The sequence below is a fragment of the Pseudoalteromonas sp. NZS11 genome (genome assembly GCF_015864765.1).
In the GTDB taxonomy this organism is placed as follows: domain Bacteria; phylum Pseudomonadota; class Gammaproteobacteria; order Enterobacterales; family Alteromonadaceae; genus Pseudoalteromonas; species Pseudoalteromonas arctica.
The window spans coordinates 235065-250486 of the sequence record NZ_JADYWP010000005.1; the positions used below are offsets into that span (position 1 = coordinate 235065).

General features: G+C 39.9%; 13 protein-coding genes. 3 read left to right on the forward strand and 10 right to left on the reverse strand.

Annotated elements, in window-relative coordinates:
* Nucleotides 1-321: 321 nt before the first annotated feature.
* The 9 genes from rraB to I6E82_RS13185 all read right to left on the reverse strand — a co-directional run bounded on the left by rraB (nt 322) and on the right by I6E82_RS13185 (nt 9388).
* Nucleotides 322-657, reverse strand: a complete 336-nt coding sequence (gene rraB, locus I6E82_RS13145; RefSeq protein WP_007585369.1) for a ribonuclease E inhibitor RraB — start codon at nt 655-657, stop codon at nt 322-324.
* Entirely contained in the window at nt 657-1370 is a 714-nt protein-coding gene (locus I6E82_RS13150) for a 1-acylglycerol-3-phosphate O-acyltransferase (protein WP_024590693.1), read from the reverse strand. Before I6E82_RS13150 ends, rraB begins: the two co-directional genes overlap by 1 nt.
* A 162-nt stretch (nt 1371-1532) precedes the next feature.
* A complete protein-coding gene (gene parC / locus I6E82_RS13155) occupies nt 1533-3827 on the reverse strand; it encodes a DNA topoisomerase IV subunit A (RefSeq protein ID WP_010553285.1) in 2295 nt (764 codons plus the stop codon).
* A gap of 10 nt (nt 3828-3837) precedes the next feature.
* Nucleotides 3838-4932 carry a PQQ-dependent sugar dehydrogenase gene (locus I6E82_RS13160; protein ID WP_010553286.1) on the reverse strand — a complete coding sequence of 365 codons (1095 nt, stop codon included), beginning with the start codon at nt 4930-4932 and terminating at the stop codon, nt 3838-3840.
* A 29-nt stretch (nt 4933-4961) separates the two neighbouring features.
* Nucleotides 4962-6851 carry a DNA topoisomerase IV subunit B gene (parE, locus tag I6E82_RS13165; protein WP_010553287.1) on the reverse strand — a complete coding sequence of 630 codons (1890 nt, stop codon included), beginning with the start codon at nt 6849-6851 and terminating at the stop codon, nt 4962-4964.
* 108 nt (nt 6852-6959) lie between these two features.
* Nucleotides 6960-7520, reverse strand: a complete 561-nt coding sequence (locus I6E82_RS13170) for a YqiA/YcfP family alpha/beta fold hydrolase (RefSeq protein ID WP_197118068.1) — start codon at nt 7518-7520, stop codon at nt 6960-6962.
* Entirely contained in the window at nt 7505-8290 is a 786-nt protein-coding gene (locus tag I6E82_RS13175; protein WP_197118069.1) for a metallophosphoesterase, read from the reverse strand. The genes I6E82_RS13170 and I6E82_RS13175 overlap by 16 nt, the downstream gene beginning before the upstream one ends.
* Entirely contained in the window at nt 8277-8735 is a 459-nt protein-coding gene (locus tag I6E82_RS13180; protein WP_197118070.1) for a DUF1249 domain-containing protein, read from the reverse strand. Before I6E82_RS13180 ends, I6E82_RS13175 begins: the two co-directional genes overlap by 14 nt.
* A gap of 26 nt (nt 8736-8761) precedes the next feature.
* Complete coding sequence (locus tag I6E82_RS13185) at nt 8762-9388, reverse strand: NUDIX domain-containing protein (protein WP_010553288.1); 627 nt, start codon at nt 9386-9388, stop codon at nt 8762-8764.
* A gap of 151 nt (nt 9389-9539) precedes the next feature.
* Here I6E82_RS13185 and tolC point away from each other — a divergent pair, with 151 nt between their 5' ends.
* From tolC to I6E82_RS13200, 3 genes are all read left to right on the forward strand, one after another.
* Nucleotides 9540-10895 (forward strand): outer membrane channel protein TolC, encoded by a 1356-nt coding sequence (gene tolC / locus I6E82_RS13190; RefSeq protein WP_197118071.1) that lies wholly within the window; start codon nt 9540-9542, stop codon nt 10893-10895.
* A 110-nt stretch (nt 10896-11005) separates the two neighbouring features.
* A complete protein-coding gene (lpxL, locus tag I6E82_RS13195; RefSeq protein WP_197118072.1) occupies nt 11006-11935 on the forward strand; it encodes an LpxL/LpxP family Kdo(2)-lipid IV(A) lauroyl/palmitoleoyl acyltransferase in 930 nt (309 codons plus the stop codon).
* Between the two features lie 41 nt (nt 11936-11976).
* Nucleotides 11977-12549: a toxin co-regulated pilus biosynthesis Q family protein gene (locus I6E82_RS13200; protein WP_024592837.1), complete on the forward strand. Its 573-nt coding sequence runs from the start codon at nt 11977-11979 to the stop codon at nt 12547-12549.
* Nucleotides 12550-12601: 52 nt separating this feature from the next.
* Here I6E82_RS13200 and glnE read toward each other — a convergent pair whose 3' ends face one another.
* Nucleotides 12602-15397: a bifunctional [glutamate--ammonia ligase]-adenylyl-L-tyrosine phosphorylase/[glutamate--ammonia-ligase] adenylyltransferase gene (gene glnE / locus I6E82_RS13205; protein WP_197118073.1), complete on the reverse strand. Its 2796-nt coding sequence runs from the start codon at nt 15395-15397 to the stop codon at nt 12602-12604.
* Between the last annotated feature and the right edge of the window lie 25 nt (nt 15398-15422).

The window sequence follows — 15422 nt, forward strand, 5'->3', positions numbered from 1 at the left end:
AGAACTCGGCATGTTGCCCTTTGCGGATTGAAATTAGTTTAATCTAGGGGCGGTTAAATCGCGGCGCGGGGTTTGTAATCAAGCGGGCTCGGTAACTACTCCTGCGTTACGCTACTGGCTTACTTTCATGTGAAAATAAGTAAAAACCGAGCAAAGCTTCCGCATCCTGTTCACGCCCCTTACCACATCCATTTAGGCAACAAAGAGTAATCGTCCCTAGAAAAAACCTGAGGGGAAGCGCATGTTTGGTAGCACGCTTTTACAGGCATTAAAAAAGACGAACACTTTGCAATGATCGTCTTTTTTATAACAGTCAGCTAATTACTCTTGAAAGTAAGTACCCCAACCATCGTACTCAACTTCGCACTCAACGGCTAGTTGCGCTAGCTTATCAACGTCTTCCATAATAACGTCTACGTCTAGCTCAGCTTCAACTACAATGTCAAAGCTCCAAATTTTGTTACCGTCTTCAAGCTCAAGCTCTGCTGGTTCTTCAACATCGTAACCCAATTTAAAAGCAGCAAGTGCAGCTTGCTCTAACTTAGGAAAGTCTTCACACACAAAGTGGTGCTCTACTTCATAAAGTATTTCAGGGTCTGACCCATCTTCAAGTAGTGAACTTACGATGTCTTCACTTATTTCACGCCAGTTTTCCATTATTTTTCTCTCACTTGAGCATCTAATTCAGTTATTTTAGCAGCCATAATGCTATGCACGCTTTTAGCATGCTCACGCGCGCTAATTTCTTTATCAAGCGGTATAGGCGCTAACATTTCGATGTGAATTGTACCATTATCCCAACGATTTAGCTTAATGGTTTTATGTGTTGTATTCATACATACCGGAATTATGGGTACATCTGCGCTCATTGCGGTGTGAAATGCACCCGTTTTAAATGGTAGCAACCCTCTTCCATAGCTTCGTGTGCCTTCTGGAAACATCCATACAGATAAGCCATTATTTTTAATTTTTTCGGCTGCTTTTGAGATAGTTCCTGCCGCTTTAGAGCGATTCGATCTGTCTATTAATATATTACCCGACAACCAATAAAGCTGACCAAAAAATGGGATCCACTTTAAGCTCTTTTTACCTAAACTTACGCAGTTTTTTGGCACCATTGCTGGCACTGTAAATAAGTCGTAGCTATTTTGATGATTAGCAACATAAACTGCAGGACCTGGATCAACGGCATCTTTATGACGTGTTAGAACTAGCTTAACGCCAACCATTTTAGCCATTGAGCCAAACCAACCCGCTATAATATGTACATTATTAGGGTGAAATGGTCTTACAATCGAAAGTAATAAACCAAAAATACAACTGAATAATATAAACAGCAGCATAATAAAAACGCGTATAACAGCTAGCAAATGGGCTTCTCCAAAAATGAATTATAATTATTATAGCGTTATTTTGTGACACAAACGAGTCAATAGCGCACAAGTGTACGCTGAAATATTTAAGCTCTTTATTTTAAAACAAAAACGGCCTGCAAATGCAGACCGTTTTTATTTATACAAAAAAGTAATTGGCTACTCTTCGCTAATAACGTCTATTGGTTCATCATCTTGAGGTGTTAGCTCAACAACGGCTTCGTCAACACGCTGTAAGCCACGCGGTAGTTTATTACCCCTACGTCCTCGCTCACCATGATAATGCTCTAAATCACTTGGTTTAAGTGTTAGTTTACGCTTACCAGCATGAAGCGTAACACTGCTACCTAGTGGTACAACAGCAAGCACTTTTACAAACTCTTCACGGGCTTGTACTTTAGCACCTGGTATAGAGATGATTTTATTACCTTTACCCTTACCTAATTTTGGTAAGTCTCGCAGCGGGAATAAAAGCATTCGACCTTCGTTAGAAATAGCCATACAGTAATCGCTAGCAACATCGTTCACTCTAATAGGAGAAAGTAATATTCCACCTTTAGGGACACTTACGAGCGCTTTACCGTTTTTATTTTTACTAACTAAGTCTTTAAAGTCGGTAATAAAGCCGTAACCTGCATCTGACGCCATAAGCAATACTTGCTCGTCTTCACTCATTACCACGTGCTCAAAATTAGCGCCTGGTGTTAAGTTAAAACGACCTGTCATTGGCTCCCCTTGGCTACGCGCCGAAGGTAGACTGTGCGCATCAGTTGCAAACGCCCGCCCTGCTGAATCTAAAAATACCGCAGGTTGATTACTCTTACCACGAGCAGAGGCTCTAAAGCCGTCACCTGAGCGATAATTTAAGCCTTGTACATCTAAGTCATGACCTTTACCAACGCGTGCCCAGCCTTTGTCTGATAGCACAACAGTAACTGACTCTGACGGAATTAAATCTTTTTCGTTAAGTGCTTTCGCTTCTGAGCGCTCAATCACTGGTGAGCGACGATCGTCACCGTACATTTCAGCGGCTTCTTGAATTTCTTTTTTAAGCAGTGTAGACATACGACGTTCTGAGCCCAAAATTTGCGCTAATTTATCACGCTCTTTGGCTAGTTCGTCTTGCTCACCACGAATTTTAAACTCTTCAAGTTTTGCTAAATGACGAAGTTTTAATTCTAGAATTGCTTCTGCTTGCGTATCAGTTAAATCAAAGCGCTCCATTAATACAGGCTTTGGTTTATCTTCGCTGCGAATTATCTCAATCACTTCATCAATATTTAAAAAGGCGGCTAATAAACCCTCTAAAATATGTAGACGCGCTAATACTTTATCTAAACGATACTGCAAACGACGACGCACTGTTTCGCGTCTAAATATTAGCCACTCACTTAAAATACAGCGTAAATCTTTAACTTGCGGGCGGCCATCGAGGCCTAGCATGTTTAAGTTTACGCGGTAATTTTTTTCAAGATCGGTGGTTGCAAATAAATGCGCCATTAATGGCTCAGCTTTAATGCGGTTTGAGCGCGGAATAATTACAATGCGTGTTGGATTTTCGTGATCTGACTCGTCACGTAAATCGGCAATCATTGGTAATTTTTTAGCGTTCATTTGCGCTGCAATTTGCTCAAGTACTTTACCACCAGAACATTGATGCGGCAGCGCTGTAATAACAATATCGCCATGCTCTTCGGTATAAACCGCACGCATTTTGATAGACCCACGACCGGTTTTATATATTTTATGAATATCGGCTTTTGGAGTAATTATTTCAGCATCTGTTGGGTAATCTGGTGCATGTACAAGCTCAAGTAATTCTTCAAGCTCTGTTTTTGGTTTATCAAGTAATAAACAACATGCACTAGCCACTTCACGTACGTTATGTGGCGGAATATCGGTTGCCATACCTACGGCAATACCCGTTATACCGTTTAGTAAAATATGCGGTAAACGAGAAGGCAGTACAACAGGCTCATCCATCGTACCATCAAAGTTTGGTGTCCAATCTACGGTGCCTTGGCCAAGCTCTTTTAATAGTACTTCTGAAAACTTAGATAAACGCGCTTCGGTATAACGCATTGCTGCAAACGATTTAGGGTCATCTGCCGCACCCCAGTTTCCTTGTCCATCTACCAAAGGGTAGCGGTAAGAAAACGGCTGCGCCATTAATACCATCGCTTCGTAACATGCACTGTCGCCGTGTGGATGGTACTTACCGAGTACGTCACCCACTGTACGGGCTGATTTTTTGTACTTAGCGTTAGCCGACAAACCCAGTTCGCTCATCGCATAAATAATACGACGCTGTACTGGTTTTAAACCATCACCTACATGCGGTAAGGCGCGGTCCATGATCACGTACATGGAATAATTTAAATAGGCGTCTTCGGTAAAACGCCCCATTGTTTGTTGCTCAATTCCTTGCATTAGCAAGGTATCTGTATCACTCATTAAAGCTTACCTAGTTTTTCTTATAGCTTACACGGTAGATTACATTGGCGTAATCATCGCTTACTAACAGACTGCCGTCACCTAATTCTGCAAATGCAACAGGGCGTCCAAATGTTGTTTCGTCTTTCATAAAGCCAGTAATAAATGGCGTATATTTAGTTACGCGACCTACTTCAATTGTTGCTAGCCCTACTTTATAACCTGACTTTTTAGAGCGGTTCCATGAGCCATGTTCAGCAACAAATAATTGTTGCTTATAGCTTGCTGGAAATTGCTTACCGTTATAAAAATGAATGCCCAGTGGCGCTACATGCGCAGCAAGTGCAAGAGCTGGCGACGTGTAATCGGCAATATTTTTACCTTCACCAAACTCAGGGTCAATAATTGCACCGGCATGAACATACGGAAAACCAAAATGCTCACCTTCTTGCGTTGCACGGTTTAACTCATCAGGCGGAATATCATCGCCCATCATGTCGCGACCGTTATCACTAAACCATAAAGCTTGAGTAGCTGGATGAAAATCAAAACCGACGGTGTTTCTAACGCCCTTGGCTATTGTTTTTATTTGTTTTGTTTCTACATTAAGCGCAAAAATACGACCAAAACGTTCATCCTCAGCACAAATATTACACGGTACACCCACCGGAATGATTAGCTCGCCCGTTGGTGCAAAACGTAAAAATTTCCAACCATGATGACGCTCGCTCGGTAATGCGTCATAAACCACATCAAATTTTGGATCTTTTAATTGGGTATCAATATTTTTAAAGCGAATAATACGATGTACTTCGCCTACGTATAAATCGCCATCTTTAATTGCTATGCCAGAGGGCATGTTTAGGCCTTTAGCCACAACAATTTTTTTATCTGCTACGCCATCGCTATTATGATCAATAAGCGCATATACGTTGCCCGCTTTGCGAGAGCCAACATACACAATACCTTTTTTTGAAACGGCTATTTGACGTGCATTTTCTACATCATTTGCAAATAAGCTTATTTCAAATCCCGGTGCGACTGTGAGCTTATCGAGTATATTTTTCGCCATTACAGGAGCGGTAGTCAGCCCAAGTAACAGCAAACTTCCTAGTAGTTTTTTCATTCGCCTCTCCTAGTGTTAAGCACAGGTAATTAAACGAGTGCCTTGTTACCATGATCTTCTAACCATTGACGACGATCAGGCGATCGTTTCTTAGCAAGCAGCATATCCATCATTTCCATGGTTTCTACTTCTTCATCAAGCGTAAGCTGCACTAAACGTCGTGTATTTGGATCCATCGTGGTTTCACGCAGTTGTAACGGATTCATTTCACCCAGACCTTTGAATCGTTGTACGTTTACTTTTCCGCGTTTTTTCTCGGCTTCTATGCGCGCCAAAATAGCGGTTTTTTCTTGCTCATCAAGTGCGTAATAAACTTCTTTACCAATATCGATTCTAAATAATGGCGGCATTGCTACATACACATGCCCTGTTTTTACTAACTCTGGGAAATGGCGAACAAACAGTGCACATAATAGTGTTGCGATGTGTAGTCCATCCGAGTCAGCATCGGCCAATATACAAATTTTATTGTAGCGTAATGCCGACATATCGGTTGATTCTGGATCAATACCCAGCGCCACTGAAATATCGTGTACTTCTTGTGATGCTAGTATTTGGCCTGACTCAACTTCCCAGGTATTCAAAATTTTACCACGTAGCGGCATGATAGCCTGAAATTCACGGTCTCTTGCTTGTTTAGCAGAGCCACCAGCAGAATCACCTTCCACTAAAAACAATTCGGTACGGTCGTTATCGGCCGCGCTACAATCGGTCAATTTACCCGGTAAAGCAGGACCTGCAGTAACACGTTTACGCACTACTTTTTTAGCTGCACGCAAGCGAGTTTGTGCATTTGAAATACATAACTCAGCTAATAACTCTGCGGTATCAGTATGTTCATTCAACCATAAACTAAACGAGTCTTTTACAACCCCCGATACAAACGCAGAACACGAGCGTGATGATAGTTTTTCTTTTGTTTGACCGGCAAATTGAGGGTCTTGCATTTTAACCGATAACACGTAACTACAACGATCCCAAATGTCATCAGGAGTTAATTTCACACCACGAGGGAGTAAGTTTCTAAACTCACAAAATTCACGCATTGCTTCAAGCAAACCTTGGCGTAAACCATTTACATGCGTACCACCTTGCGCGGTAGGAATAAGGTTTACGTAGCTTTCAGCTATTGATTCACCACCTTCTGGTAGCCATACAACAGCCCAGTCAGCGCCTTCAATTGAACTTTTAAATTCGCCAACAAACGGGTCTTGCGGTAATGTTTCAAAACCTTTAATTGCTTCAACTAAATAATCTTTTAAGCCTGTTTCGTAAAACCATTCTTGGGTTTCTTTTGTTTGCTTATTAACAAACTTAATACGAAGTCCTGGGCACAAAACTGCTTTGGCTTTTAATAAATGATTAAGCTTGGTAATTGAGTAGTTTGGTGAATCAAAGTAGCTAACATCAGCCCAAAAACGAACCGTAGTGCCGGTGTTACGCTTACCCACTGTACCAATTACGTTTAAGTCTTCTACTTTATCGCCGCTTTCAAATGCCATTCTAAATTGCTGAGCGTCGCGCCTTACTGTTACTTCTACACGCGTAGATAACGCATTTACTACCGAAATACCTACGCCGTGTAAACCACCCGAAAATTGGTAGTTTTTGTTAGAAAACTTACCACCGGCGTGTAATTTAGTGAAGATCAATTCAACCCCAGGGATACCTTCTTCTGGGTGAATATCAATAGGCATACCACGCCCGTCATCACTTACTTCAAGCGAATTGTCTTCGTGGAGTATTACGTCGATACGAGTAGCATGACCAGCCATAGCTTCATCGACACTGTTATCGATAACCTCTTGGCCTAAATGATTGGGACGTGTTGTATCTGTGTACATCCCTGGGCGTCGTTTTACCGGATCTAATCCATTAAGTACTTCAATGGCTTCGGCGTTATAATTTTGATCACTCATAGTTTTTGTCTTTATATCCGCTAAGGCTCTAATACGTTTTACTAGTTTTATTGTTATATGCGCTAAAGCGTTAATATAGTAACTAACCTCAGTTCAGGCTAACTAGTTTTACGTGATTTTAAGAAAATCTACAATACTTGCAAAGGTGCGTTCAAATTCAACGTAGCTATGATCGCCACCAAATTCTATCAATTGCTTGCATTGCGAATAATATTTTACTGCGTGTTGAAAGTTCAACACTTCATCGCCTGTTTGCTGTAATAAGTACAGTAACTCAGGGTATGCTAATTTATCTACAGCGAGTAATTTAAGTGCCTCAATATGGCTGTGATTTAAATCGTAATGATAATCTTGATACGGATTATAATTAGGTCCAAGTAACGACTGTAATAAATTATAGGGTGCGACCGCGGGATTAATAACCACTGCAGGAATTTGATAACGCTGCGATAAATACGTGGCAAAAAAACCACCTAACGAGCTACCTAATAAAACGGTATTTGGCGTTAGTAATTGTTCAAGCTCAATTATAGCTTGTAGGGGCTCGTGGTTTAAGTTCGGTACACAATAATCAACGTCATAGTTTGCCATAAGCTCACCAAAGCGCACAGCTTTATATGATTTTTGTGAACTATTAAAGCCATGAATATAAATTACGCGTTTAGCCATACTACTTCCGTTTTTACTTCTACTTTATCTTTTTTACTCTTTATATTTAGCGTTCTGTAAGCTGGCCCCGCATTTTTTTGCTCCCACTGTGAAGTGTGCTTTACAAACTGTATTGAGCTGGCCGGGGTCGCATATATGGGCAGCCCTCTAAAACTTTGTTCGTAATCATTGTGCACATGCCCATGAAAAAGCGCAGATACATTATTACTATTAACTAAGATATTTAAAAGCTGTGGGCCATTTTCTAATAAGTGTTTATCAAGGTAGCCGTTTATTGGCAGCGGATTATGATGACAAAATATAACTTTACTATTATTCGAGTTGACTAAAGCGTCCGTTACTTCATCTAAATGCGTGCCAGTAACCCATCCTGCGGGCGTGGGCCCTTTAGAATTAATAAGAAGTAGCTCAATCCCATTAGCAATAATATGTTTAGCCGAATTTATTTGCCCACCACTTATGCGATTAAGCATTGCTAATTCATCATGATTACCTGGCACCCAAAATACAGGACAAGTAATGTCACTGGCATTTATAAGTTCACTAAATAATAAGTACGATTCAAAACTATGATCTTGTGTTAAATCGCCACCAAAAATAATGCAGTCTATTGATTGTTTTGCTATGTGTGCCAAGGCTTGTTCAAAATGATCTGCGGTATTTACAGTAAAGTACTCACCGCTTTTGTCTGCAAATAAATGGCTGTCAGTAATATGCGCAATCCACAAAGATGATTTATCAAATGTATATGTATCATCAAACCAAGCCATTATTTACATCCCAATTTAACGTCGCTTGTCCGTGCTCTACACAGGCCACTAACCAATCGTATAAAAAAGCATTAAGTTGATACTTTTCATCTTTTTGATGCATTTTAGGGTTAGGGTATCCATAAGATGGTTTTATGCGTTGATGGTAATCGTGATGAACAATTTCAGCCACTTTGGCATCGTGATACATGCGTACCGTTAAATACAGTGGCGTAATCCCTTTAACCATTCCTGTTAGCTGCTTAATTGAAATATCCATGGTGTATTTTGCGCTGCCATCAATTTTTGTAGCAAACTCACTGTTGCCAAGTTTAACTTCACGAATGCTTCCTATATTGCGCTCGCTCGGTAACAACTTTAATAGTCGCACATAGTTATGCTCACAAAGTGTTAAATACTTTGGGAGGCTCTGAATATATCGCTTTGTTACTAATCGTGCTGTCAAAGTACCACCATAATATTAGTAAGAGTTTATGCCCATTTGCTTGCCATTTTTTCACGATTAAGCGCAAGCCACTGCATACAAATAACCGTTGCCGCATTATCCATTTCACCGTTATTGAGGCGCATTAGCGCATCATCAACTGATAGAATGTGAGTTTTTATATCCTCCCCTTCAGTTTCAAGACCATATACACCTGATTTCACTTGGCTTAAGTCAGTACGCGCTAAATACAAATGCAAGCGCTCAGTTGTACCACCAGGGCTTGATAGGTATGAAAGCATAAATTCAAGTTCAGTTAATTCAAGCCCAGCTTCTTCATACGCTTCTTTTTTTACAACTGATTCGTAATCCGTACTGCCGTCTGTCATTCCGGCTATACACTCTAGCAGCCAAGGCGAATGCTTGCTTTTAATAGCGCCAATACGTATTTGCTCAATTAAAAGAACAGTATCTGATATTGGATCGTAAGGGAGTACTGCAATTGCATCGCCACGTTCTAATATTTCTCGACTAATTACTTTAGATTTTCCACCCGCAAAAAGAGCATGTTCAAACTGGTATAAATCAACCTGAAAAAAACCTTTATAAAGGTTTTTTATTGGCTTTAAATTCACATCTTTATGTGTAAATTGAACGAGCTTTTTATCAACCACGTACATACCTCCTACTTATCTAAAGCTTTAAAATGCGTTAATATATTCTGTTACACTTGAACATACTGTTTTACTAATTATTTTTTTTGTTATGCAGTAAAACAGGTTAACATGCTTTTAGTACAAAAATTGTCTAAGGACCGAACCCCACATGAAAAAGAACATTCTTGCGGCGCTAGTTAGTTTATCATGCGCATTAGGTGCAACAGCAGTGAAAGCTGAAGATTTACTACAAGTTTTTGAAATAGCGACAGCTAACGATCCTACTGTTTTAAAAGCAAAAGCCCAAGCCGATGCGCAGTCTTACCAAAGCGATTTGGCGATGAGTGCACTATTACCTCAAATTGGTTTAACTATGGGTTATACAAAAAGCGATGCAACGTCGTACCAAAGCGTTGGCGACTTATCTAACCAAGTAAAAGTTGAAAGTGATACAGACCAATTCTCTCGCGGTGTGAGCTTAAGCCAAACATTATTTGATTTAGGTGCCTGGAATACGTTAGATATTGCCGACAAGCAAGCGCTTCAAGCAAACGGCCTATACGATGCAGCTAAACAAAACTTAATTGTACGCGTTGCTGAAGGTTATTTTAACGTATTAAGTGCAAGCGATAACCTTGAATTTGTTGAAGCTGAAAAACGTGCAATTGAACGTCAACTTGAGCAAACAAAACAACGTTATGCGGTAGGCTTAACAGCTATTACAGACGTACATGAAGCGCAAGCTCAGTTTGATAACTCTGTAGCTCAAGAAATTATTGCAGGTAATGCTGTAGAAACAGCACGTGAGCAACTTCGTGAGATTACAGGTAAATATCACGAAAAATTAGACTTTTTAAATACAGATACTTTCTCAACAACTAAACCAACTAAGCGCTCAAGCGACTTTGTTAAAGTAGCTGAAGATAAAAATATAAACCTACAAGTGTCTAAAGTAACGGTTGATATTGCAAAAGATCAAATTGAATTAGCAAAAGCGGGTCATTACCCAAAGCTAACCCTAAGTGCTAGTTACGGCGATTCTCTTACAGACAATCAAATAAATGGCGCTAACTTTGATGATCAGCCACGTTCAGACTCAAGCTCTGTAGGGCTTAACTTTAGCGTACCTTTATATTCAGGTGGTGCAACAGTTGCTGCAACAAATCAGGCCCGTGCGTTTTACGTAGGTGCGAGCCAAGACTATGAAACAAATTACCGCGCAGTAACTCGCACAGTGATTACATCTTATAATCAAGTTGTTTCAGACATTGCTACTTACAAAGCGCTAGAGCAAGCGGTTGTTTCAGCTCAAAGTGCCCTTAAAGCAACTGAAGCTGGTTTTGAAGTAGGTACTCGTACCATTGTTGACGTACTAGTAAGTACGCAAAATTTGTACGATGCAAAGCGTAACCTTGCTGATGTACGTTACCGTTATGTGTTATCTACCCTTCGCCTAAAACAAGCTGCGGGTACATTAACAAGTGCAGATTTAGTTGCTATAAACCAAGGTTTAAAAGCCGCTTAATTTTCATTACTCGTGTAGTATGAACACATTGGAAGCCAGCTAAATGCTGGCTTTTTGTATTTTACAGCGCTTAGCGTTAAACTATCGTTTTTATTCTCAGAGATATTTTTGTGGTCACCTCATCTCCTTTTAAAGCATCTTTTTTGGGCCCTCGATACTGGTTAACGTGGATTGGCGTTCTATTTTTATATTTAATTTCTTGGTTACCGCAAAAACTACAATTGGCAATGGGTAAACAGCTTGGTCGCTTAGTTCATAAATTTATGAAGCGCCGTCGCCATATTGCAGAAGTAAATATTAAGCTGTGTTTTCCTGATATGAGCGAAGCAGATCAAAAAAAACTTGTGCTCAAAAATATGGAAAACACCGGTATTGCAATGGTTGAGACTGGTATGGCCTGGTGGTGGCCGCAGTGGCGAGCACAAAAAGCATTAGGGTCTTTTAAAGGGCTTGAGCACTTTGAACGCGTACAAGCGTCTGGTAAAGGTGTTTTATTGCTTGTCCCTCATATTCTGCATCTTGAAATGGCTAGCCGTATTATGGGCTTAGAGTGTCAGGGTGTTGGCTTTTATCGCCCTCATAACAACCCACTAATGGAATACTTTACGACTAATGGGCGCCTTCGCTCTAACGAATATTTAATCGGTCGAAAAGATGTAAAAGGTTTACTGAAAGCATTAAAAAATAAAAAGGTATGTTATTACTTACCCGATCAAGATTACGGTCGTAACCGCTGTGAATTTGTCCCATTTTACGCAGTACCTGACGCTGCAACTACAACGGGTACTCTTATGTTTGCAGGCAGTAAAAACTGCGAAACAATGAGTTTAATAACTCGCCGTGATGAAAATGGTAAATATCACTTAGAAATACTGCCAGAGCTTGAAAACTTCCCCAGTGGGGATAATAAGGCTGATGTAACACGTGTAAATCAACGCATGGAACAATCTGTTAATGCCGCACCCGAACAATATATGTGGCTACACCGTCGTTTTAAAACTCGACCTGATAAAAATACCCCTTCTTTTTATAAAAAGTAATGGTATAACAATAATAGGAACAAATAAGGTGGGTAATAATCATGTGGTTTTGGATTAGGCATTTATCATTTGCAGCTGTACTAATAGCACTCGCCGTATACTTTTTGTTGAGTGATGGTTCTTTATTTGATATTAAAAAATCTAAAAATGCAGCTGCCGAAGGATTATCACGTTTTTACTCCTCTATTCGTAACCAAGTAAAAAGTAATAAAGAACGAGATCAATTTGTTTTAAAACTTAAAACACCAGAACAGACCTTAGATAGAGTATTAGCGGAACGTGCGCGAACAGTAGATCCAATGCCGACCACTTGGACTGGAGAAGTTGAACCTAGACGCTTTGAAAATGGCACAACACTTAAAGACGTACTCTATCAATATGCTAAAAATGAAGGTATTGAGCTTTACTGGTATTTAAGTAAAGACTACGTAGTTAAAGATCATTTTAGAGTAGACAGCAACTTTACTTCAGCACTTTATCAAATTGGTCGTGCTATAAATGACGACTTTGAGCATGAGGTTTACACTTACTTTTGCCACAAACAAAGAGCAGCGGTTATTACAGAGTTACCATCAGAATTTGTGCGAACAAACTGTTTAAAGCTAAAGATTTAAGGGGTTACACGTACAAAAAACCCAAGCAAGCGCTTGGGTTTTACAATTCAATTCAATTCAATTCAAAAATACTATTCCAAATATTCGTTACGTTAGTAATATCTTGTAAAAAAGTTTCTCGCGAGATCAATTTGCCTTTTTGATCCAAGCTCAGCACGTGATAACACGAGCGATAATCTATATACGCTTTGATCAACTGCTGTTTTTGCTCTTTAGTAATACAGCCTATATTTGCTGCATCCGTTAATATTCTTACGTTATCTGAGTAAACGGTAAGCTGCTCAAACTCATTCGCGTGTTTAAGTACTAAATATTGCGTAATAAACTCAATATCAGCCATACCACCAACATCTTGTTTTAAGTCAAATTGCTCAGTATTTCCTTTCGCTAGATGGTCGCGCATTTTTTCGCGCATTTTTATTACATCGGCTTTTAACACGGTATCATCGCGCTGTTGGCAAAGTATATTTTTACGGATTTGTGAAAAACGATCTATAAGATCGTCTTGGCCCAAAATTAACCGAGCCCGCACAAGTGCTTGATGTTCCCACGTCCATGCTTGAGTTTGCTGATAGTGATTAAAGCTCTCTAAATTGATAGCAAGTAAACCTGATGCACCTTCAGGGCGTAATCGCGTATCAAGCTCATACAAAATACCCGATGCAGTACGAGTATTAAATAAATGCATTAAGCGCTGAGCGAGTTTTAAATAAAACTGGCGAGAATCTATCGGTTTTTCACCATTGGTTTGGCTTGAGCCATCATGATTATGCACAAACACCAAATCTAAATCTGAGTCGTACCCTACTTCTAAGCCGCCTGTTTTACCATATGCAATAACAGCAAAACCTTTGTTTTCATCATCAGTGCCAGGGGGCATACCAAAACGCTTAACGGTGTTATGCCATGCAATATTAACAGCTTGATCAACAATCGCTTCAGCCAATACAGTTAAGTGATCGCTTACTTTCATCACATCAAGAACACCGGTTGCATCGGCAGCTGCAATTCGTAATTGATGCGTTTGCTTAAATTGCCTAAGCGACTCCATTTGCAGTTCTAAATCGTCATGCTCTATTCGTAAAAAATACTGTCTTATTTCATCTTTATAAGCGGTTAATGGTGTCGGTTTATAAAGAACAGCCGGGTCTATTAGCTCATCCAGCAATATAGGGTAGCGAGAAATATGCTCGCCTATCCATTTGCTATGACAACACAGTAAAACAAGTTGCTTTAACGCACCTTGGTTTTCGTACAACAATTCTAAATAAGCAGTACGTGAAATTATCTTATTAAAAATTTGGCAAACCATTGTAAAAGCAGCTGCGCTGGCATTAAAGTCATTTAACTGGCTCAATAAAACAGGCATTAATTTATCAAGGGTTTCACGCCCTCGGTTACCTATGTTGACCTTAGACAACCTTAATTTAAAATCGTTAAGGGGTGTTTGCCATTCATCTCTAGCCTCTTTTAGAAAGCTCACATCACCATGATCCCAAGCACTAATAAATGCACCTTCACAGGTATCTAGTGGTGCGGTTTCTTCACCAATAACGAGTGCAAACTCGCCGTTAACTTGCTTCATTACCTTTTCAATAGTGATTAAAGTGGCAGAAAAATCAGCTTGTTCTAATAATAAATTTAAGCGCTGCTGGTTCAATTCATCATCGGGGAGTGTTTGCGTTTGCTGATCGTCAAATATTTGTAAGTACTGTTCAACTTTTCGCAAATAAAGGTAATTACGTTTAAGCTCGCTCGCTTCTTGCTCATCTATAACTTGGCTAAGTGCCAGCTCATTTAATGCTTTAAGTAATGATTGAGTTTGTAAATTAGCCTCTCGCCCACCTCGTACCATTTGTAGGGCTTGCACTATAAATTCAACTTCACGAATACCACCAGCTCCTAATTTTATATTATTAGTTAAGCGTTTACGGCGAACCTCTTGTGCAATCATTAACTTCATTTTACGCAAAGATTCAATCACCGAAAAATCAATATACCGGCGATAAACAAACGGCTTTAAAAGCTTAATAAATTCATCCCAATATTTGTTAGGCGTGCCAATTAAGCGCCCTTTTAACATCGCGTAGCGTTCCCAGTCGCGACCTTGTTCTTGGTAGTAATCTTCAATGGCATTAAAGCTCATAACCAAAGGGCCACTTTCGCCAAACGGGCGTAGGCGCATATCAACCCTAAATACCTGCCCGTCACCGGTGGCTTGGTTAAGTGATGCAATGAGCTTTTGTGCAACTTTGGTATAAAATACTTGAGCCTCAAGGCTTCTGCGGCCACCTTGGGTTTTTGTACTGCGCGGATATGCAAAAATGAGATCAATATCAGAGGAGTAATTTAGCTCTTGTCCGCCAAGTTTTCCCATACCCAACACCATTAACGGCATTGCTTGGTTTTGCTCATCAAGCGGCTCACCATTTACTTTTGCCACCTGTGCATGCGCCCATTGGTTAGCACTATTTATTAGCATGTCAGCCAGTTGGCTTATGTAATTAATACTATCGGCAATGGGATTGTTACAGCATAAATCTAAAAAGGCGACTTTGAGCCAGTACTTTTCACGATATTGGCGAAATACTTTATGGCACTGCACTTCATCAATATCAGCTAAATTAAGGTTTTTAAAAGGAGAATCTATTACTCTATTTTGTATTTCGTCTTTGCATAATAGCCAAGTATTTAAATCAGGTTGTGATTCTAAACTGCGCCAAGCAAAGTCGCTTAATGCTAATAACCTTACAACTTCACTTTGTTTACTTTGCTGCGGGTATAACTGTTCAAAGCGCATCAAGCCAAGTTTTTGTAATTGAATAGGAAGTTGCTTTACGTTACTCATCAATCCTCTCTTTTATATCATCAAT

Coding starts and splice junctions, on each gene's coding strand:
- I6E82_RS13200 (WP_024592837.1), top strand. CDS start 11,977: ATGTGGTTTTGGATTAGGCATTTATCATTTGCAGCTGTACTAATAGCA.
- I6E82_RS13170 (WP_197118068.1), bottom strand. CDS start 7,520: ATGGCTAAACGCGTAATTTATATTCATGGCTTTAATAGTTCACAAAAA.
- I6E82_RS13175 (WP_197118069.1), bottom strand. CDS start 8,290: ATGGCTTGGTTTGATGATACATATACATTTGATAAATCATCTTTGTGG.
- I6E82_RS13160 (WP_010553286.1), bottom strand. CDS start 4,932: ATGAAAAAACTACTAGGAAGTTTGCTGTTACTTGGGCTGACTACCGCT.
- parE (WP_010553287.1), bottom strand. CDS start 6,851: ATGAGTGATCAAAATTATAACGCCGAAGCCATTGAAGTACTTAATGGA.
- rraB (WP_007585369.1), bottom strand. CDS start 657: ATGGAAAACTGGCGTGAAATAAGTGAAGACATCGTAAGTTCACTACTT.
- parC (WP_010553285.1), bottom strand. CDS start 3,827: ATGAGTGATACAGATACCTTGCTAATGCAAGGAATTGAGCAACAAACA.
- glnE (WP_197118073.1), bottom strand. CDS start 15,397: ATGAGTAACGTAAAGCAACTTCCTATTCAATTACAAAAACTTGGCTTG.
- tolC (WP_197118071.1), top strand. CDS start 9,540: ATGAAAAAGAACATTCTTGCGGCGCTAGTTAGTTTATCATGCGCATTA.